Annotated in this window: 21 protein-coding genes; 10 read left to right on the plus strand and 11 right to left on the minus strand. The window is 45.5% G+C overall.

Annotation, left to right across the window (positions count from 1 at the left end; genetic code table 11):
- Positions 1-31 precede the first annotated feature (31 nt).
- Positions 32-715, minus strand: coding sequence for a response regulator transcription factor (locus tag CKK33_RS05010; RefSeq protein WP_095703049.1), 684 nt, complete (start codon positions 713-715; stop codon positions 32-34).
- 183 nt (positions 716-898) lie between these two features.
- Here CKK33_RS05010 and CKK33_RS05015 point away from each other — a divergent pair, with 183 nt between their 5' ends.
- A complete protein-coding gene (locus tag CKK33_RS05015) occupies positions 899-1,639 on the plus strand; it encodes a YdcF family protein (RefSeq protein WP_095703050.1) in 741 nt (246 codons plus the stop codon).
- Between the two features lie 4 nt (positions 1,640-1,643).
- Positions 1,644-2,618: a glycoside hydrolase family 43 protein gene (locus tag CKK33_RS05020; protein ID WP_095703051.1), complete on the plus strand. Its 975-nt coding sequence runs from the start codon at positions 1,644-1,646 to the stop codon at positions 2,616-2,618.
- 56 nt (positions 2,619-2,674) lie between these two features.
- Here CKK33_RS05020 and CKK33_RS05025 read toward each other — a convergent pair whose 3' ends face one another.
- Entirely contained in the window at positions 2,675-4,066 is a 1,392-nt protein-coding gene (locus tag CKK33_RS05025) for a Gfo/Idh/MocA family protein (RefSeq protein ID WP_095703052.1), read from the minus strand.
- Between the two features lie 188 nt (positions 4,067-4,254).
- On the opposite strand from CKK33_RS05025, the gene CKK33_RS05030 reads away from it, so the two are divergent.
- Entirely contained in the window at positions 4,255-6,156 is a 1,902-nt protein-coding gene (locus CKK33_RS05030) for a beta-N-acetylhexosaminidase (RefSeq protein WP_095703053.1), read from the plus strand.
- A gap of 79 nt (positions 6,157-6,235) precedes the next feature.
- Here the strand turns inward: CKK33_RS05030 and CKK33_RS05035 are convergent, their stop codons facing one another.
- Both CKK33_RS05035 and CKK33_RS05040 read right to left on the minus strand, forming a co-directional pair.
- Entirely contained in the window at positions 6,236-6,781 is a 546-nt protein-coding gene (locus CKK33_RS05035; protein WP_095703054.1) for an SRPBCC family protein, read from the minus strand.
- A gap of 118 nt (positions 6,782-6,899) precedes the next feature.
- Positions 6,900-7,307 carry a VOC family protein gene (locus CKK33_RS05040; RefSeq protein WP_095703055.1) on the minus strand — a complete coding sequence of 136 codons (408 nt, stop codon included), beginning with the start codon at positions 7,305-7,307 and terminating at the stop codon, positions 6,900-6,902.
- Positions 7,308-7,715: 408 nt separating this feature from the next.
- Here CKK33_RS05040 and CKK33_RS05050 point away from each other — a divergent pair, with 408 nt between their 5' ends.
- The 3 genes from CKK33_RS05050 (at position 7,716) to CKK33_RS05060 (ending at position 9,658) form a co-directional block, all read left to right on the plus strand.
- Positions 7,716-8,213, plus strand: a complete 498-nt coding sequence (locus CKK33_RS05050) for a DinB family protein (protein ID WP_095705757.1) — start codon at positions 7,716-7,718, stop codon at positions 8,211-8,213.
- 100 nt (positions 8,214-8,313) lie between these two features.
- Positions 8,314-8,874 carry an NUDIX hydrolase gene (locus CKK33_RS05055; RefSeq protein ID WP_095703057.1) on the plus strand — a complete coding sequence of 187 codons (561 nt, stop codon included), beginning with the start codon at positions 8,314-8,316 and terminating at the stop codon, positions 8,872-8,874.
- Between the two features lie 49 nt (positions 8,875-8,923).
- Complete coding sequence (locus CKK33_RS05060) at positions 8,924-9,658, plus strand: 1-acyl-sn-glycerol-3-phosphate acyltransferase (RefSeq protein ID WP_095703058.1); 735 nt, start codon at positions 8,924-8,926, stop codon at positions 9,656-9,658.
- On the opposite strand, the gene CKK33_RS05065 is transcribed toward CKK33_RS05060, so the two are convergent.
- From CKK33_RS05065 to CKK33_RS05080, 4 genes are all read right to left on the minus strand, one after another.
- A complete protein-coding gene (locus CKK33_RS05065; protein ID WP_095703059.1) occupies positions 9,659-10,507 on the minus strand; it encodes a neutral zinc metallopeptidase in 849 nt (282 codons plus the stop codon).
- Between the two features lie 79 nt (positions 10,508-10,586).
- The gene (locus tag CKK33_RS05070; protein WP_095703060.1) at positions 10,587-11,885 is read right to left on the minus strand and encodes a M28 family metallopeptidase; all 1,299 of its coding nucleotides are present in this window, start codon (positions 11,883-11,885) and stop codon (positions 10,587-10,589) included.
- Between the two features lies 1 nt (position 11,886).
- The gene (locus CKK33_RS05075; protein WP_095703061.1) at positions 11,887-13,725 is read right to left on the minus strand and encodes a M61 family metallopeptidase; all 1,839 of its coding nucleotides are present in this window, start codon (positions 13,723-13,725) and stop codon (positions 11,887-11,889) included.
- Positions 13,726-13,833: 108 nt separating this feature from the next.
- Positions 13,834-14,952, minus strand: a complete 1,119-nt coding sequence (locus CKK33_RS05080) for a DUF4407 domain-containing protein (protein ID WP_095703062.1) — start codon at positions 14,950-14,952, stop codon at positions 13,834-13,836.
- 122 nt (positions 14,953-15,074) lie between these two features.
- Between CKK33_RS05080 and CKK33_RS05085 the strand changes: the two genes are divergently transcribed.
- From CKK33_RS05085 to CKK33_RS05095, 3 genes are read left to right on the plus strand one after another with little or no spacing between them, the layout of a single operon-like run.
- Positions 15,075-15,389: a rhodanese-like domain-containing protein gene (locus tag CKK33_RS05085; RefSeq protein ID WP_095705758.1), complete on the plus strand. Its 315-nt coding sequence runs from the start codon at positions 15,075-15,077 to the stop codon at positions 15,387-15,389.
- Positions 15,390-15,391: 2 nt separating this feature from the next.
- Entirely contained in the window at positions 15,392-15,589 is a 198-nt protein-coding gene (locus tag CKK33_RS05090) for a DUF6358 family protein (protein ID WP_095703063.1), read from the plus strand.
- Between the two features lie 21 nt (positions 15,590-15,610).
- Positions 15,611-16,513 carry a prohibitin family protein gene (locus CKK33_RS05095; protein ID WP_095703064.1) on the plus strand — a complete coding sequence of 301 codons (903 nt, stop codon included), beginning with the start codon at positions 15,611-15,613 and terminating at the stop codon, positions 16,511-16,513.
- A 52-nt stretch (positions 16,514-16,565) separates the two neighbouring features.
- Here the strand turns inward: CKK33_RS05095 and CKK33_RS05100 are convergent, their stop codons facing one another.
- Positions 16,566-17,792: a glycoside hydrolase family 5 protein gene (locus CKK33_RS05100; protein WP_095703065.1), complete on the minus strand. Its 1,227-nt coding sequence runs from the start codon at positions 17,790-17,792 to the stop codon at positions 16,566-16,568.
- Between the two features lie 147 nt (positions 17,793-17,939).
- On the opposite strand from CKK33_RS05100, the gene CKK33_RS05105 reads away from it, so the two are divergent.
- Positions 17,940-18,515 carry a pentapeptide repeat-containing protein gene (locus CKK33_RS05105; protein WP_095703066.1) on the plus strand — a complete coding sequence of 192 codons (576 nt, stop codon included), beginning with the start codon at positions 17,940-17,942 and terminating at the stop codon, positions 18,513-18,515.
- 3 nt (positions 18,516-18,518) lie between these two features.
- Here CKK33_RS05105 and CKK33_RS05110 read toward each other — a convergent pair whose 3' ends face one another.
- The gene (locus CKK33_RS05110; RefSeq protein WP_095703067.1) at positions 18,519-18,851 is read right to left on the minus strand and encodes a hypothetical protein; all 333 of its coding nucleotides are present in this window, start codon (positions 18,849-18,851) and stop codon (positions 18,519-18,521) included.
- Between the two features lie 48 nt (positions 18,852-18,899).
- A complete protein-coding gene (locus CKK33_RS05115; RefSeq protein WP_095703068.1) occupies positions 18,900-19,844 on the minus strand; it encodes an EamA family transporter in 945 nt (314 codons plus the stop codon).
- Position 19,845 lies beyond the last annotated feature (1 nt).

The following is a 19,845-nucleotide window of genomic DNA, read 5'->3' on the forward strand; positions in this document are numbered from 1 at the left end:
GCTGATGCCCCTGTAAAGGGGCATTTTTGTTTTAATTGAACCAGCCGTGATGCGTGGCTACCTTAATAGCCGATGCTTTGTTGGATACATGCAGCTTATCGTAAATATTGGCGATATGCTTGCGAACGGTGTGCGGGCTGATGAACAAGCGTTCGCCTATTTCCTGGTAGTTATGCCCATCAACAATATGGTTGAGTATTTCCATTTCGCGGGCCGATAGGGCATATTCGTTATCCGCGGGAGGGTTTGTTTTAACGGGTTCAATCGTTTCCGGGTTGTTACGCAGCAGCTTTAATACTTTGTGGGCTATACGGGGCGACATCGGCACACCGCCTTCATATACAATGTCAGTAATGGCTTTTACAATGTTGGCTATTTTTTCATCCTTTAAAAGGTAACCATCGGCGCCGGCTTTAATGGCTTCAAACAATTTGTTTTCATCATCAAAAACCGTAAGCATGAGAAAATGCATACCGGGGTATTTGCACTTGGCTATGGTTACGGCTTCAATGCCATTCATTACGGGCATCTCAATATCCATTAATACCACTGAGGGCCATAGTTCGGGGGCAAGCTTCTCCAGTTGGTTCAGGAAGTCTAATCCGTTTTGCGCCTGCAATACAATATTAATTTCGGTGTAAGCGGCAAAATTGCTCATTAGTGCTTCTCTAAGCAGGGGCTTATCATCTACAATGGCAACTTTAATGCAACTCATTTTTTAGGGGAAGTGGATATAAATATAGCTGATTAGTTATAAATATTACCCGTTGGCTACGTTTAAATAACCTACAAAAAAACACCAATCCGCTATAATCGGCAATACTGCATATGCGGTATTGTTAGTGCATGCACAATAAGCGTTAACAGCGCAGGTAAAAAATGCTAATTTGCTGCCATTATGTATTTTGTACTTTCTAAGGTGCTTGTTGGCTTCGCGATGCCGTTATTTTGGGTGGTGGCTGTTTTGATATACGCCGCGTTTATTGGCAATAACAGGCGCAGGAAACAGGCGGTTATCGTTGGGCTTATTGTACTGTACTTCTTTTCGGTAAAGATTACTGCCGACATGTTCGCGCGCTTATGGGATACACCACCATACATACCGCATAACCAAACTTACAGCGCGGTTGTAATACTGGGTGGCATGGTTAGCGAGGACCGGCAGGGCAATAGTTATTTTAACAACGCTGCCGACCGTTATTATAAGGGGCTGATGCTGTACCGCGCCGGAGTAGCTAAAAAAATAGTATTTACAGGAGGCAATGCTTCGCTTAACCCGGGTAAGTTTACCGAGGCCGCTTTTGTGCACTCGGAATTGTTAAAGGCAGGCGTTGCCGATAGTTCCATTATCCTGGAGAGTAAGGCAAGGAATACCATGGAAAACGCCGCATTTACCAAACCACTTTTACAAAAAAATCATTTGAAACCACCATATTTATTAGTTACTTCGGCTTCGCATATGCCAAGGGCGAAGCTCCTTTTTAAAAAAGCCGGTATTGATATTGTGGCCTACCCCTGCCAGTATCAGGAATCGGCGGAGCTGAGCTTTTTTGATTTTTTACCCGATACGGAGTCAATGGAACAATGGAATACCTACGTAAAGGAAGTAATAGGTTACGTGATTGCCCTATGCAGATAAATTTATGAAAAAAGCGTTATTAGCATTATTGGTCATAGCCGGCTATGTACAGCCGCTGCTGGCCCAGAAAAAAACATCAGGGAACCCTATATTCCAGGGCTGGTATGCCGACCCGGAAGCGGCCATTTTTGGGAAAGAGTATTGGGTATATCCAACCTACTCGGCACCATATAACCAGCAGGTGCATTTTGATGCCTTTTCATCTACAGACCTGGTGAACTGGACCAAGCATGATAATGTACTGGATTCATCTAACGTGAAATGGGCTAAACGCGCCATGTGGGCGCCGGCAATAGTAAAAAAGCAGGGAAAGTATTACTTCTTTTTCGGCGCTAATGATATACAGAATAACGAAGCGACAGGCGGTATAGGTGTTGCCATTGCTGATAAGCCTGAAGGCCCTTTTAAAGACTACCTGGGGAAACCTTTGATAGATAAAATAGTGAATGGTGCGCAGCCTATTGATCAGTTTGTTTTTAGGGATAAGGACGGCCAGTATTATATAATTTATGGCGGCTGGGGGCATTGCAATATTGCCAGGCTTAAAGATGATTTTACCGGGCTGGTACCTTTTGCCGATGGTACTACCTATCGCGAAATTACCCCAAAGGGTTATGTGGAAGGCCCGGTGATGTTTATACGTAAGGGTAAATATTATTTTATGTGGAGCGAGGGTGGCTGGACCGGCCCGGACTACCGCGTAGCCTATGCCGTCGGTAATAGTATAAATGGTCCGTTTAAGAAAGTCGGCGTTGTGCTGCAACAGGATGCTGCCATAGCTACTGGCGCGGGCCATCATTCCGTTATTCAAATACCCGGTACCGACGAGTGGTACATTATTTATCACCGCAGGCCGTTAACCGAGACCGATGGCAACCATCGTGTTACCTGTATTGATAAAATGGAGTTCGACAAAAACGGCTTGATTAAACCCGTTAAGATCACTAACGAAGGGGTAAGTGCAAGACGCATCAAATAAACAAAACGGGCTGTTGAATATTCAACAGCCCGTTTTGTTTATATCTATCCCGGTGTTTAAACGATCCGCATATTTTCGGCATCCCATTTAATTACTTTATTCTGGAAATAGCTGTCGTTACAGGCCAGCGCGGGCGCTGCCGCCCTAAAACCGAAAACGGCATCTTCAACCACTGGTTTACCGGTACGTATGGCATCAAAAAAGTTGGCAAAGTGATCATTGGAGGCATTGTATCCCTCCGGAGCACGGTATACTATCGGGTCAAACGAAGGCGTTTCCTGTTGCGCTTTGGTCCAGCGGGCATTGTAAGCATCCATCAGTTTTTTCTGCTCGGCCTGGGTAAAGGTCCCGAACGAATCCCATCCGCCAATACCCGGTGCTTCGGGCATTTTATTTTTGCGGATGGTAAAGGCCTCTTCGTCGTTAAGGTCAATAACACCTTCGGAACCTACGATCTTGGTAGTACCATGGTCGCCCTCGCCGCTAATAAAATTCACCCTCAATAACACCTGGAAGGCGGGGTGCTCCTTGGTATCGCCGTAATGGATAACGGCGCTCATGGTATCGGGTACGTTCCGGCCATCTTTCCAGTAAACCAGGTCGCCAATAGAATAAATGCTTTCCGGGCCTTTTGAGCCGGTAATGAAATGTATACCACTCAACAAATGCACAAACAGGTCGCCTGCCACGCCTGTGCCATACTCACGGTAGTTCCTCCACCTGAAAAATCTTTTCGCATCAAAATCATGCTTAACATCAGCATTAGCCTGGTATCTTGCCCAATCCACGTTTTGTAGGTTGGCATCGGTAGGTATGGTATATTGCCATGCCCCCAAAGCGCTTTGCCGGTTAAATGATGCCTCTATGGAGTTAATTTTCCCTATGGCTCCGGCTTCGTACATCTCTTTTGCCTTACGATAGGCAATACTGCTCACCCGCTGGCTACCGACCTGGAATACCGCTTTGGTTGCTTTTTGCACGCGTATCTCCTCCAACCCCTGGCTTATTTTATGCACCATAGGCTTTTCGCTGTATACCGCTTTGCCTTTATGCATGGCGTCTATGGCTATCTGGCTGTGCCAGTTGTCGCTTGTGGCTATTATTACCGCGTCAATATCTTTACGTTCGAGTATCTCCCGGTGGTCCATTGTGGTGAAGAGGTTTTGCCCGTAAACTTCTTTGGCATGGGCCAGGCGGCCTTTGTACAGGTCGCAAACCCCAACCAGTTCTACACCGGGTACGGTTAAAGCCGCTTTGGTATCGGCAAAGCCCATAATACCCATACCAATAGTGGCAATGCGTACCTTATCATTCGGGCTTACCCTTTTTTCAGCTTTAAGTATGCGCGTTTCGTGTTCTTCTTTTGCCGCCCAGCTGTTGAGCGAGGCCGATGTAAGCAAAACGGATGTTCCCAGGTGCTTTAAAAACTTTCTGCGATCGGTTGACATATTGTAGATATTAATTGGTTATGCCGCTGGCGCGGACGGTTAAAGTTGAATTGGCAATTTAATAAAAAAACAGGTCGGGATAAGCCTTGTTAATTTAATATCAATCGTTTGCGTGCAAAAAAAACTTTTTAATATTATTTAAAAAGTTATAAATTGCAATCATCCAATTAAAATTACGCCAAACCATTATGAAAAAACTTTCCTTGTTTGTGTTATGCTGTTTAGCAGGTATGAGCGCTTTTGCCCAGGCCGATAAAGGCATCGCCATTATTCCTGAACCGGTAAGCATGGTGCAGCACACCGGCCAGTACGTGCTCCCGGTAGCCATTACCGTGCAGGCGCCCTTAACACAGCCCATGACACCGGTGCTCGACCTGATCAAAAATAAGTTCTCCACTGCTACCGGTAAAATGGTACATTTGAAAGCAAGTGCGCCAACCGCGGCCATTAAACTCATCCTGAACAAGGTTGCCGATAACACTATTGGCAAGGAAGGATACTACCTGTCGGCTAAAGCTAACGGGGTAACCATTAAAGCCAATACCGAAGCCGGGTTGTACTATGGTATGCAAACACTCTTCCAGTTACTGCCAAAAGAAATTGAGAGCAAAGAGGTGGTTAAGAATGTAAAATGGACCATACCAGCGGTTGATATTACCGATTACCCCAGATTTGCATGGCGCGGCTTAATGCTGGATGTATCAAGGCATTTCTTCACTAAAAAAGAGGTGATGAGCTATATTGATAATATGGCTAAATACAAGCTTAACCTGTTTCACTGGCATTTGACCGATGATGAAGGCTGGCGTGTTGAAATTAAGAGCTATCCAAAACTGACTACCGTGGGCGCTTACAACGTTAAACGCGAAGGCGAGTTTGGCAACTTTACCCCACCCAAGCCCGATGAGCCACGTAACTATGGTGGTTTTTATACCCAGGATGATATCCGTGAAGTGGTGAAATACGCCCAGGAACGTTTTGTAAACATCCTGCCGGAGATTGATGTGCCCGGCCATAGTTTGGCCGCAGTAGCTGCTTATCCCGAGCTATCTGCTACTCCCGGTGCTGATAAATATGTAGTACGCTCGGGCGAGCGGATAATGGACTGGACAAAACCGGGCCACCCTGCTTTGGTGGATAATACGTTAAACCCTGCCGGAGAATTTACTTACCAGTTCCTGGATAAAGTGGTTGGCGAAGTAGCGCAGCTGTTCCCGTTCGGTTACATACACATGGGTGGCGACGAATGTGCCAAAAATTTCTGGGAACAGAGTGCCGAGGTAAAGGCATTAATGGCTAAAGAGAACCTGAAAACACAGGAAGAAGTACAAAGCTATTTTGAAAAACGATTAGAGAAGATCGTTGAATCAAAAGGGAAAAAATTTATGGGTTGGGATGAGATACTCGAGGGCGGTTTGGGCCCTAACGCGGCAGTGATGAGCTGGCGCGGTGTGCAAGGCGGTATAGAGGCTGCCAAGCTGGGCCACGAGGTAGTGATGAGCCCTACCACTTTCGTTTACCTGGACTATATGCAGAGCGACCCCATTATGGAGCCGCATGTTTATGCTACCCTGCGTTTAAGCAAAACCTATGAGTTTGACCCTGTGCCAGAAGGTGTAAACGCCAAATTAATAAAAGGCGGGCAGGCCAATTTGTGGACCGAACAGGTGTACAACATCAGACAAGCCGAATACATGACCTGGCCACGTGGCTTTGCTTTGGCCGAATGTGTTTGGTCGCCGAAGGCAAAAAAGAACTTTAACGACTTCTTTAACCGGGTAGAAAAGCATTTTGCCCGTTTTGATGAGGCCGAGATCAAGTATGCGCCAAGCGTTTACGACCCAATATTTAAAGCAGGCTTTAACCCTGATAGCACGCTTAACGTAACCCTTACTACCGAGGTGCCCGGGCTGGATATCTATTACAGCTTTGATAACTCATACCCGGATAGGTTTTACCCTAAATATACCGGTGTGCTTAACGTACCTATTGATGCTACCCAGCTACGTGTAATTACTTACCGTGGTAAAAAGCCTGTAGGCCGTATGGTTACCATGCCTATAACTGAATTACGGAAGAGGATAAAGTAGTTTTCCGTATTAAAACAAAGAAGCCGGCGCTAAACGCCGGCTTCTTTGTTTTATAATGTATGGCTTTACGGCAGGTGTATTATGCCTGTTTTTCCAATACGTTTTTCAGGTTGTTCAAACTTTCCTCCATATCGCGGCCAAGCATTTTTTCTATGTTGATGAACAGGAGCATGATGTTCATGGGCATAGGCATCTTGCTGGAGAAAGACCAGGTTACTTCAGTAACATCATTGCTTATCGCTTGCGTTGCCATATATACATCCGCCACGCCGGCAAAAGGTTTTATAAATACAACTCTTGTGTCTAATCTTTCGCCCTCTATGATGTTCGTTATAGTATGGTTGCCTTTACCTACCTGTTTTACATCACTATCCCAGGCCGAATTAAATCCAACAGTGCCGTCTGCCCCTATGTCGGTTATTCGCTTATTGGGATCAAGCATCACCCATTTGCTGTAATTGTCCTGATTGCGCAGGTATTTGATGTAATTAAAGACCTGCATCACCGGGCGGTTGATCACAATTTTTCGTTGTATAGTGTAGCTTTTGGGTGCAATAAGGCTTAGTGCAAGCACTGCTACCACTATTCCTGCTATGATGCCAATTATAGTTAATAAGGTGTCCATATAGGTTGGGGTTGGTTATCGAGTTTGTTCTTTGCAATATATCAATTAAACGGCAACCTCAGCAGGCTGCAGCGCAATAGCTTTTATCTATTTGAAAAAATAGATCTATAATTATTTCCTATTCTTTTTCTTCAGTGAATATTCCCCAGCGTACACCATATTTATCAACCACGTTACCCATTGAGCCTGCAAAGAAAGTCATGATTGGATGTACGGTTTTGCCACCTTCGCTTAGCCTGGCAAACTTGTTTCGCATGTCCTCCAGATTAGGGCAATTAAGGGTAATGGATACAATGCCGTTTGTTGCCTCCACGTCCGGATTGGCAATGTCGGTTCCCTGAATGGTAAAGTCGTCGCCTGTAAGATCAGCATGCAGGATGTTGATACCGTCCGGAAAAGCATCTTCCATTGGCGAGCCTTTCACACTCATTACATTAAGGTTCCCGCCCAAGATGCTCTGGTAAAACTCCATCGCCCCAAGGCATTCATTGTTTTTAAAGTTGATATAAGTGTTTAGTTTTATCATGTCATTTAATTGTTTAATACTTCGCAGTAGTGTCCGTAAGTCCTTAGTAACTCAATTGTACTCTCAGGGCATATTGCTGGTCCTTCGATTCGCAATACCTTGTCGCAATCCTCCAGATCAAAATTAACCCGACTGCCGGGGAATTTTTCAAGAAGTCTTTTTAACAAGATGCGGGCGGCTCCCTTTCGCTTTACATTAGTTTTAAACACCTCGATCATATCCTAAATTTACACAAATATGTGTTGTTTTTATTGCGCCCCGTAAGGTGTAAATACGACAATGTGAGGGAGCTAAAGCGACCATTAAAGGAAAACTAACTGATTAACATTTTTTTAAAAATACCTATTTCCTGCTGACATACGGTTGTCATTGGTGGGTGGTTATTTTGTGGTACCAACTTTAAAACATATGAACACAACAGTAAACACACCGGTAATTACGGCAGATGGACTTTTAAAAAACTGGCAGGGCCATCGTGGCTTAAGTCGCAGGGTATTGGAAGCCTTCCCCGAAAAAGAACTCTTTGAATTTTCTATAGGCGGCATGCGTACATACGCTCAGCTTGCCGGAGAAATGCTTGGCCTTGCAAGCGCCGGTATTAATGGGATTGTTACCGGGAAGTGGGAAACCAGGCCCGAGTGGAACCCGTTTAGCGAAACCTTAGCTATAAAAACTAAAGCGGAATTCCTGGCCGCATGGGATAGTGTTACCGAACAAATTAATGAGCTTTGGCCGCAAATACCGGCGGAACATTTTAATGAAACCGTAAATGCTTATGGGTTATACAGCAATACCGTAACCAATACCATTGTTTACCTTTCGGATAATGAGGTACATCACCGCGGGCAGGGTTATGTTTATTTGCGTGCCCTGGGTATTGAACCTCCGGCTTTTTGGGAGAGATAGAATTTATCAATATCATGAAAAGCCGGCAGGATAAACCCCTGCCGGCTTTTGTTATGAATATCGTGTTGTGCGGTACAGCTTTTAAGTATAAATTAGCCCTATGGAGCACCCCGTAGAAAACCCATGGAAAACCTTGTCGGCTAAGGAGATTTATAATAACCCCTGGATCAACGTTACCGAATACCAGGTGATCAACCCATCCGGTAACCCGGGCATTTATGGTAAAGTACATTATAAGAACATCGCTATTGGCATATTGCCGCTGGATGAGGAGATGAATACTTACCTGGTTGGCCAATATCGTTTCACGCTTAACCAATATAGCTGGGAAATTCCGGAGGGTGGTGGGCCTTTAGGTATAGATCCGCTGGAGTCGGCCAAACGGGAGTTATTAGAGGAAACAGGGTTAAAGGCTACTGAGTGGACAGAGATACAGCGTATGCATTTATCCAACTCCATTACTGATGAACTCTGTATCCTCTACCTGGCTAAAGGGCTGCAACAATTTGAGGCTGAACCCGAAGAAACGGAGCAACTGATAGTAAATAAACTTCCATTTGATGAGGTTTACCGAATGGTATGCGACGGACTGATCACCGATTGCCTCGCAGTGGCCGCTATACTAAAAGTGAAGCTGATGCTCCTGGAGAACACTTTATAAATTAAACAGTTAGCAAATACCAAAAAACTTTAAATTTGCAGGTTTAATTATGAGAAAGTTTTTAGGGTATATCCTGTCGCCCATTGCTATCGCTGTGTTTTTTATATTTCTGCTCATTTTCCACCCTCTGCAATGGCTTTGCCTGCATTTGGGCGGCTACTCCGCGCATAAACGTTGTGTAGATATCCTTAACTTTTTCCTTATTACCGCTGTTTACTTTTTGGGTAATACGGTTACCTTTATTAACCGGCAGGACCTGCCTGTTGGCCGCCCTATTATTTTTATGGCCAACCATCAGAGTTTGCTGGATATCCCCCCGATGATCTATTTTCTGCGGAAATATCATGCGAAATTTATCTCGAAAGTAGAGCTTACCAAAGGTATCCCTTCCATATCCTATAACTTAAAGCATGGCGGTGGCGCTAATATTGACAGGAAAGACCCGCGCCAATCAATTATGGAACTTTCCAGATTTGCCACCCGGATGAAAGAGAATAACTGGGGGGCGATGATATTTCCGGAAGGTACCCGCTCAAAAGATGGAAGGGTAAAACCATTTCAATCTGCCGGGGTAGCTACACTATTAAAAAAATGCCCTAACGCCTTGCTGGTTCCCGTAGCTATCACGGATAGCTGGAAAATGATCAGGTACGGATTGTACCCGCTCAACACGTTTACACCCATGAAATGGGAAGTATTGGAGCCTATTGAACCCGGTACCGGCACGGTTGACGAACTGGTGAAATTAGCCGAAGACAGGATAAGAGCTAAGGTTGAAAAATAGTTATTCCAGGTCGGCCGCCGCAAAGGTATTACCCTGCTTAGGGTCGCCGGTTTCGTAACCTTTTTTAAACCAATACATTCGCTGGGCGCTGGTACCATGCGTAAAACTATCCGGGTGTACTTCTCCCTGAAACTCTTTCTGCAAACGGTCGTCTCCTATCTGGCGGGCAGCGTTCAAAGCTTCCTCAATATCGCCGGGGTCAAGAACATTTTTCATGTTCTTTTGGTAATAAGCCCAAACGCCGGCATAAAAGTCCGCCTGTAGTTCCAGTTTCACCGAAAGCTTATTGTATTCCTCTTTGCTTAGTTGCTGCCTTGCCTGGTCCATTTTCTGCGATACGCCTAACAGATATTGTACATGGTGCCCAACTTCATGTGCTATCACGTAAGCCTGGGCAAAATCGCCCGCCGCGCCGAACTTATCTGACAATTCCTTGAAGAACGAAAGATCAAGATACACCCTTTGATCGCCGGGGCAATAGAATGGGCCAACTTCGGCACCCGCAGTACCGCAGGCGGTATTCACTGCTTCCTGGTAAAAATGCAGGATAGGCTTTTCATAGGTGCGGCCCATATCGCTGAACAGTTTATTCCACACATCTTCGGTATCCGCGAAAACTACTTTAGCGAATTTTTTCTCCTTGGTATCGGCCACAACCTCCGTGTTGTTGCCCTGCTGGCCTCCGCCTTGCTGGAAGCCATTAAGAACGGCAGAAGGATCTATACCGGTAAAATAATATATCGCTGCCGCTATGATGCCTATTACGCCGCCGCCAAGGGCTATTCCCCTGCCACCGATCGCGCTGCCATCTTCCGTGTTACTGCTTTCGCGCCTGCCAAACCATTGCATAGTTGAGTGTTTTAGTTTGATTTTAAACGCCGAAGCCCAAACGATTGTTTGGGCTTCGGTAGCAGTATGTTATTGCTGATTAATTTTCGAGTTTGGGGATACGGGTAGGCGTATCCTTACCTGATACAATGGTGCGCGAGCTTAACGCAATGGCGCGTATGGTAGCGGTAATATTCTTTACATCCAGCGTACTCAACTCGTCCTTAACGGTGTGATAAAATTTATCGGTTGGTATCTGGTCTGTTGAAATGGTATGTGCCGGTACGCCAACAGCTGCAAGGGAAGCGTTATCGCTACGATAAAACAAGTTTTGCTCCGGATATGGGTCGGGGTAAAACTTAAAGGCGGTACCCTCGAGGTTACGCTGGAGGATAGGCCCAAAATCAGACCGCTCAAAGCCGGTAATGAAAGCCGAGTTCTCCCCAAATTTTGATGGCTTGCCGATCATCTCTATGTTAAACAGGGCCACCACCTGGTCGGGGTTTACTTTGGTAGCAAAATATCTGGAACCAAACCCACCGATCTCTTCGGCAGTAAAGGCTACAAATACCAGCGTACGATCGTTGTTATTGAGCTTTTTATAGTATTTAGCCAGCTCTATTACCGCGGTAGTGCCCGATGCGTCATCATCGGCGCCATTGGCAATACTATCACCCTCCATCGGTTTAATGATACCCAGGTGGTCGTAATGTCCGCCGAATACTACATACTCGTTCGGCTTGGTTTTGCCGGGGATAACGCCTACGATGTTGCTCAACGATAATTTTTCTTCTTTTACCTCGCAGCTGGCCTCAAAGTTTTTAGGCTCGGTTACATCTAAAACGTAAACAATTTGCTGTGCCGGCATACCATCACTTATCATACCCTTTACGGCCCTGTCCCTTATCCTTTTAAATACATCAGCCAGTGAGGCATCAAATATCACCAGCAACTTTTTACCGCTGCGCATGGCAGTACCCAATTGCTTCCTGAAGCTGTTTTGGTCGGTAAGTTTAGTAACCTTTATGGTAGTGTCACCACTTTTCCAGTTAAACGCCGTGTTGGTGTTAACCGCTACCTTGTCGTCGGGTATTGCTGTGCCATCAAACACCACCTTTGCGTTAACCGGCTTAACCCGTGTTTGAAAAAAGGTTTGCCTGTAGCCCTGGTTGCCTTCCATGGGTTTTAGTCCGGCAACTTTAAATTCACCTTCAATAAACGCGGCGGCCTTTTCAATGCCCGGCGTAAAAGTACCCCGGCCCTGCATGTCATCAGCACTCAGGGTTTTAATTACCCGCTGTACGTCGTCTTCCTTAATTAATTTGTTTACGTCCTGGCAAATGCCTGATAACGGTAACGTAAGTACCGTGGCGGCTGCCAGCCATATTTTTAATTTCATACTATTTTACTTTTGATGATAACCAGGCTGCCCTGAAATCTTTTTGTTGTTGAGTTAATTCTTTATTCGCTTTTTCATAGGTAAGCACCTGCAAGGCCGGGCTTTCCTCTAAAATAACGGTTGCTTCATGGTCGCCGGTGCGGTTGTGGTAGCTGATGATTACCTTATCGCCAGGCTTCTTGTCTTTTACCGCATCAGTTAACGCGGAAAGTTCTTTAGCGTCTTTGCCATCAACTTTTAATATCAGGTCGTCGGCATCCAGCCCGGCTTTGTATATAGGAGTGTTAGAAGCGGTAGCGCTCACTATTTGTAAACCACCGTTAGCAGGCCTTGCGGCAACACGGCCCATCCAGCCTTTTCCTGGCGCGGCTTTTTGCAGTATAAGCCCTGCTTTTGATAGCAGCTCGGCATAGTCGTTCTTTTTTATACCATAGATATAATCGTCAAAAAAGGCTTTGGCAAATTTAGGATTGGTTAGTTTGGCCAGCACGTTTTGTAACTCAGGTATGGTATAAGGTTTTTCGGGTTTGCCGTAAGCCAACCATACCTGGCGCATATAATCATCAAGCGTAAGCTTAAACTCGCTGCGCAAGCGCAGGTCAAGCGCGAGGGCCGTAGCACCGCCATAAACGTAATAGCTGGTGAACATGTTGGTGTAATTAGTAGCATCAACAGACACACCGGCATCAACAAATACCGCGTAGCGGCTCATTTGTGTTGGCGGAAATTTGGCTGGCGCCGGGTTGGCCAGTACAGAGTTAACCAGGCCGGCTATAGTGCCGGTATAATCATCAACAGAATTGAAGCCGGCACGTACCAGCAGCATTTCGCCGTAGTATTGCGTAAAGCCCTCGGCAAACCAAAGCTCGTTGCTCATGTTGGCATGCTCGAAATTAAAGGGCTCCAATGATTTAGGGCGGATGCGCTCCACATTCCAGCTATGGAAAAACTCATGAGCATAAGTACCCAGCAGATCGTTCTCGTTGCCGCCAACTTTGGCAGAGCGGTCAACAATACAGGTAGAGTTACGGTGCTCCATACCATCGCCAAAATTGGCCGGGTATACATCATCCAGGAAGGTGTAACTGCCAAAATCGTAGTTAGGCTGTTCGCCAAATACGGCTTTTTCTTCCAATACCAGCTTTTGCACCATTTTGGCGAAATTGTCAATAGTGGCCTGGTCATCATCAGAATGTACTGCTATGGACATTTTTTGTTTTTTGCCATTGGTATTTACCACATCCCAGCTGCTTACCTTTACATTGGCCAGCTCGGTGGGGCTATCCATCATGTATTGCAAGTCGGGCGCGCTATATACGTTATCGCCCTCGTGCTTAAGTTGTGTCGCTACTTTCCAGCCGTATTTATCCAGGTCGTTAAACTCAAACTTTAAAGGGCGCTTATCCATGCCCAAAACCCACATAAATGAAGCGGGCATGTTTAAATGCGCGTGGCTGGCATCAATACCAACATAGGTACCATCGGTATGGTTGCCAAAAAGGGTGTAGCTAATTTTTACGACGTCCGGATGTTCCGCTATCTCATAAACATCACCCTCTACCTGCTCAATTTTCAAAGGGGCGCCGGTGGCATCAGTAGCTTTTACATTATAAATGTTTTTACCAAACTCATGAGTGGCGTAACGGCCGGGTGAGGAGCGGCTCATGCGTACTTTCAGCTTTCCTCCGGGCGCGTCAGGCAAGGTCATGGTAATTTCGGCCTCGTGGTGGACAGCGTTGGGGAAAGAAACGCTGTAATAAATAGGTTTTATTTTGCCGCTTTGTGCCGATGCAGAAAAAGCACAGAAGGCAGCTGTAGCCAGGGTAATAAATTTCTTCATGTAATGTGGTATGTTCAGGCTTTGAAGTTACTATATCTGCAGCAATAGTTATATATCAATGTTATTACGAATTAATAGCCCCGGTACTGTAAATCATAATCAAATGAATCAATCATACGTTTGCCTGCCCAAATCATATTCAGATTGTGCCGTTATGATCTGCTTTCGCCGTTCGATGTCAGCGTGAAGATGGTGATCGTAAGTTTGATCTGTTACGGTGATGTCACGCTCTTTATCGCGCTCGGCAAAATGAATGTTGGCTTCGGCCAGCTTGGCAATGGCGGTATCATAAGGCCCTTTCGGCGACATCAGTTTTACAAAAACAGGCAGGCATTCAAACAGGATGAAAAGGTACCCGATGAACGAGATGGCCATGTAAGTGTCCAGGTCGCGCGAGCCATCCACATTATAAGAGAGCTGACCAAGCGCCCAGTTGCGGTCGGCAAAACCCGCAATGTTGGCCAGGCTGTCCAGTTGCCTGTCGTTAAACAGGCGGGTGGCATTTACTCCCTCGAAATCCTTGCGCCGACCAAGATAGTCCTCATTTTGGTTAAGGTTATCGGTAACGGTTTTAAGCCTGTCCTGCTTTTCTTTCAACACTTCTTCCTTTCGTTTGGCGTAGGTGCCGTAGCCAACAATGCCCGAAGTTTGGTTGGTTTTGTCGCCAAAAACCTCTTGGTTAAGCTCATAACGTGAACGGTTGATATCCCGCTCCAGCGAATCCTTTTCTTTCTTAAGGTCTTTTTCCTTACCCAGTTCCTGGGCGTATTTCTGGTTGTAGGTACGCTGCAGGCTGTCAATTTTAGTGTGCTGCCCTTTCAGGTAGGCGGTTTTTAATTTCTCGCGGATCTCTTTATCAAATATCTTTAGCTCAAGCGGGCGCGATATCACCAGGCCTATCATAATGGCTAAAAGGATACGGGGCGTAGCCTGTAATATTTGCTGGTTAACGCTGCCCTCTTTGTTAATGCTCGATACAATGTAGCGGTCCATGTTAAATATGGCGGTACCCCATAACAGGCCGAACAGGATAGCGAAGCCAACAGCAAACGCGTTGCCGCTGAAAACAAAATACATGGCATACCCTCCCGAGAGAGCGGCAAACAAGGCGGTGAAGAATATGGTGGCGCCAATGCCCACATATTTATTATGTTCTATAGGGTATTTTTTCAGTGTGTCCACATGGGCGCCGGAACAGAACCAAAAAAATCTGGTGACTTTTTTCATTAAACTAACACCGTAAATGTATACGTTATTAATAAAACGCTCGGCAATAACGTTTGTTACAAAACGCTTATAAATATTTGATACAGAAAACCCTACCTTTGGCTATTAAAATTACATTTTACATGAAAGAAATAAGCGTACAGGAATTAAAAGAAAAGCTGGATAAAGGTGAAGACTTTCAACTGATAGATGTTCGTGAAGATTTTGAGTACGAAACCTCAAACCTGGGTGGCCAGCTTATCCCTCTGGGTGGAATTTTAATTGAAACCGATAAGATATCGCATGATAAGCCAGTTGTTGTAATGTGCCGTAGTGGCAAGCGCAGCGCCATGGCTATTATGCAGCTTGAACAACATGGCTACACTAACCTTTACAACCTGCAAGGGGGTATACTGGGTTGGAAAGCAGAAATAGACCCTGAACTTAACGTGTACTAACAATGGGTAAAAAATTAGCCTTAAACGTTTTTTATACCGTAATCATCATTGTTTGCGGTTTTGGAGCGTACACGTCTTTACAAAACGAGCGCTGGATATGGCTGGTCAGCTTTTTAATGCTGGGCGCTTTGTTCGTAATTGCCAAAATACGGTTAATGAAAGAAGTGCGGGCGATGGAAGACCCCCGGATCAAAAAATGAAACCCCTCAACCTTATCCAACATGTTTTTAGCTGTTATTGGTGTTATTATACTCGTAGCAAGTATAACACTTAAGCGCTCAAACGTTGCCGCGTCGCGTTTTAGCGGCATGGCACGTATAATCGGTATAGCCATTATCGCTATTGGTTTACTGCTTTCTGTTTTCAAAGTAATTGATCCGGGTAAGGTTGGCGTACAGGTGCTGTATGGCAAGGTGCAGGATGATGTTTTGGAAAGCGGCCTGCATGTGATCAATCCCCTGGTTAATGTTGCCGATTTTAACGTGCAAACCCAAAATTACACCATGAGCGCCACCCACAGCGAGGGCGAAGTGCAGGGTGACGACGCGATAAGGGTACTCTCTTCCGATGGTTTGGAAGTAACCGTTGACCTGACCGTACTTTACAAAGTTGACCCTAAGAAGGCGCCCTTTATATTGCAGAACATAGGGATGGATTATGTAGATAAGATCGTTCGTACGGTATCGCGCACCGCTATACGTGATAACGCTGTGGCTTATCCCGCCGTTGATCTTTATTCTGTTAAACGCCAGGAATTTCAGGATAAGATCAACAGGACCATCTCGGCAAGTTTCGCTAAAAACGGACTAATGCTTCAGCAGATATTGGTAAGGAACATTTCACTGCCTGCTTCGGTAAGGGCCAGTATTGAATCGAAGATACAAGCAGAGCAGGACGCGCAAAAGATGACCTTCGTACTCCAAAAGGAACGGCAGGAAGCTGACCGTAAAAGGGTTGAAGCGCAAGGTATCGCCGACTATCAGCGCATCCTATCGACCGGATTGTCTGATAAGCAATTACAATACGAAAGCATTAAAGCCCAAAAAGAGATCGCATTATCACCCAATACCAAGATCATCATTATGGGCAACGGCAAAACGCCGGTAATGCTCAGCGACAAATAAAAGAGAAAGGCCACCCAAGCAGGGTGGCCTTTCTCTTTCATGGAAGTGCAGGTTATTTAGTTGTTGCTTTTAAACCAAGCGCTTCTATGTATCCTTTTTGAGGAGTGCAGTTGGCAAATTTGCTGTTCTCAAGAAACGCCCACAGTATCTTCTTTATCTTTTCCCTGTCGGCAGGTGCGGCTTTGCGGATTTCCTCAAAGCTTCCGCGTGGTTTTTCGGTGTATTCAATAATCTCGTCATACCCCTCAGGCGCCTTAAAGCTCATAAAGCCTTTGGTGTTATCGGCTTTTTTATAAGGCCAGTAATGCCAGCCAATGTTATTCTTTTCGCATAACAGCCTAAAATCATTCACCCACTGGTCGGTATTTTCGCCGGTTTCTCCTACGTAAATGGGTGCATTGTATTTATTGCGATAGTCTATATATTCCTGTATCACGTCCTGCTTAACATCTGTCCAGTACTTGTGGAAGGTATAAACACTTTTGTTATCGAATGGCGGGCCAAACACCTTAAAGTTGCTGTCCCACTGCGCTCCGCCTATAAATACAATATGGTTCTTATCAACAGAACGCACAGCCGCTGTTATTTGCTTGTAAGTGGGTTCCAAAAGTGGGTTTAGGCTTTTTACATCAAAATAGTGGGCTATGGGCTCGTTCAGCAGGTCGTACCCCATTACCGTGGTTTCATTCTTATAGTGGTCGGCAATTTTGCGCCATATATCGGCGGTGAGTTTGCGGCTTGCGGCACTGGTAAACAGGAAAGGGTAGCCATCGCCATCGTCGATATTGTCGCCGGTTTGCCCTCCCGGGGCGCAATGCATATCTAAAATTACGTATAGGTTGGCCTTTTTACACCAGCCTATTACCTTGTCCAACAGTTCAAAGCCGCGGTTAGGGTTGTTTTGCCCCATATAGGTTTCTTTGGTGAACAGCCTGTAATTAAATGGTATGCGCAGCGAGTTAATGCCGGTAGATTTAAGGTACTGTATATCCGCTTCGGTAATGTAAGTATCCTGGAAGGTTTTCCAGAAAAGTTTTACATCCTCCGGACCGATTAATTCTGTTAGCGCCTGGTTAATGAGCCGGGGCGAGTTGGTCTTTTTAAACTTGAACATATAGCCCTCGGGTACCAGCCAGTTGCCCAGGTTGGTCCCTCTTATTAGGAATGGCTTGCCGTTGGTGCCGATTATTTCTTTACCCTTTACGCCGATGAATTTTTGAGCATAAAGGGTCGAACTTACTGCTGCTGCGAGCAGTAAAGATGCGATCAGTTTTTTCATATGGATGCGGTAAAAGTTTATTTTGGTTAGCTATTTAACAAATGTATGCGATAGGGTAGTGCGGTGCAAGTAATAACCGACTTACATTACAAGGGATTGTGTGTGGCTGTATGGAAATTCCATCTCAAATTCATTTACCTTAGGGGCATGTTTGATAAAAGCTTTTACGAAGGGGAGGTTTTTGAGAAACTCCAATATCCGGGAGTTAAGGCTCAGCGGATAGAGTATGAGAATTGCACTTTTAAACAATGCGATCTTAGCGAAGCCGACTTTAGCCGCTGTAAGTTTATGGATTGTGTGTTTGAAGACTGCAACCTTTCTGTAGATAACCTTGACGGCGCTATGCTAAACGATGTACGTTTTAAGGCCTGTAAAATACTGGGCGTGAACTTCAGTAAGTGTGATGATTTCCTTTTCGGTGTGGCTTTTGATGGGTGCTTGATGGATTATGCCTCTTTCGCCGGTAAAAAATTGGTAAAGACCGCTTTTGTTAAATGCTCATTAAAAGAGGTAAGTTTTACCGATGCCATATTAACCAACTCGGTATTTACAGATTGCGACCTGGATAACGCCGTGTTCAACCATACCGACCTTTCGGGAGTTAACTTTTCCACGGCTTATAATTTTATCATCGACCCCGAACTTAACACGCTGAGGAAGGCACTGTTTGATGTAAGCGGTTTGCCCAATTTATTAACCCGCCATGGTATTAAGGTAGTTTAACTATTAATCCAGCCCTGGAGCGGTTAGTTTGGGGTTAACACTCCCACTGTTGGCCTGTGTTATTTTATGCAGGTTGTAGCGTTTAGGCTGAACTTCTTCATTTACGGTTACCATGCCGTTCTTATACCACAACTCCAATAGCTCGCAGGCATGTTCGCGTTCTATCTCGCTTTGTCCGCCTGATAGCTTCTGAAGGTGCGCAATCACCTCATCGGCTGTGCCTTCGCCAAGGTCGGCCAGTGCAAAAGCAAGATTTTCCTTTAACGTCGCATTGGCGTCGTAATGGGCGGGTACATGCAAAGGCTGATGCTGTTCTCTAAATTCCTCGTCGTTCATACAGATGGTTTTCTATAACTACAAATATTTAAAAGTTTTGTTGGTATGCTACACTTCGCCGGGTTGTGGGCGTTGCTTCTTTTTAATGTAATCAGAAAGGTTAACCAACAATATACCGGTTAATATCAGCAGCAGGCTTACAAGTTGAGCGCCGTTTACCTGTTCGTTAGCCAGTATCCAGCCTAAAAATACTGCTACAACCGGGTTAACATAGGTATGCGTACTTACCACGGCGGGCGGTTTGATATGGATAAGCCAGATAAAAGAAAGGTAAGCCGCTAATGAACCCATTATTATTAAAAACAGCAGTCCGCCCCAGCTATCTAAACTTACATGGGTAAAGGAAAAGCCGGTGTACTCACCTTTAATGAGAACTACTATACCGCAGGCCAGGCCAGCAGCCAAGAGTTGTACTGCCGCGTTCATCATGGTGGAGCTGCTGCCTTTGGCATTTTTGGCGGTAAGCGATCCTGTTACCCAGGCTAATGCGCTAAGGATAACCGCCACGCTGGCTACTAAGCTCATTGATGATGAACGCCCGCCCGAGGCGCCCATTTTCAGGAACATGAAGATGCCTGCAAAACCAATGGCCAGTCCGCTTAAGATATACTTATTAGAGAAATACTGCGACCAGCGGCTTCTGTCTACTAATAGAAAAAGCAGCGGTTCGGTAGCCACCAATATGGCTGCCTGCCCCGAACTGATGTATTGCTCGGCCCAGGCGATCATACCCGTGCCGCCAACCAGCATGAGGGTGCCGCTTAATGCCTGGCGCCAGAGGTATTTCCATTCGGGTAACTTTTCTTTTTTGAGCATGGCAATAGCCAGCAAAACCAATCCGGCAATGCTATATCTTAAGCCTACCAATATAAATGGCGGTATGGTTTTTAACCCGTATATAACTGCCAGGTAAGTGGCTCCCCAAACAATGTAAATGTTAAAGAAGGCAAATGCTACCCATAAGGCTGAAGGTTTTTTATGCGTTGTGGCCATG

The organism is Mucilaginibacter sp. MD40 (assembly GCF_002288635.1).
In the GTDB taxonomy this organism is placed as follows: domain Bacteria; phylum Bacteroidota; class Bacteroidia; order Sphingobacteriales; family Sphingobacteriaceae; genus Mucilaginibacter.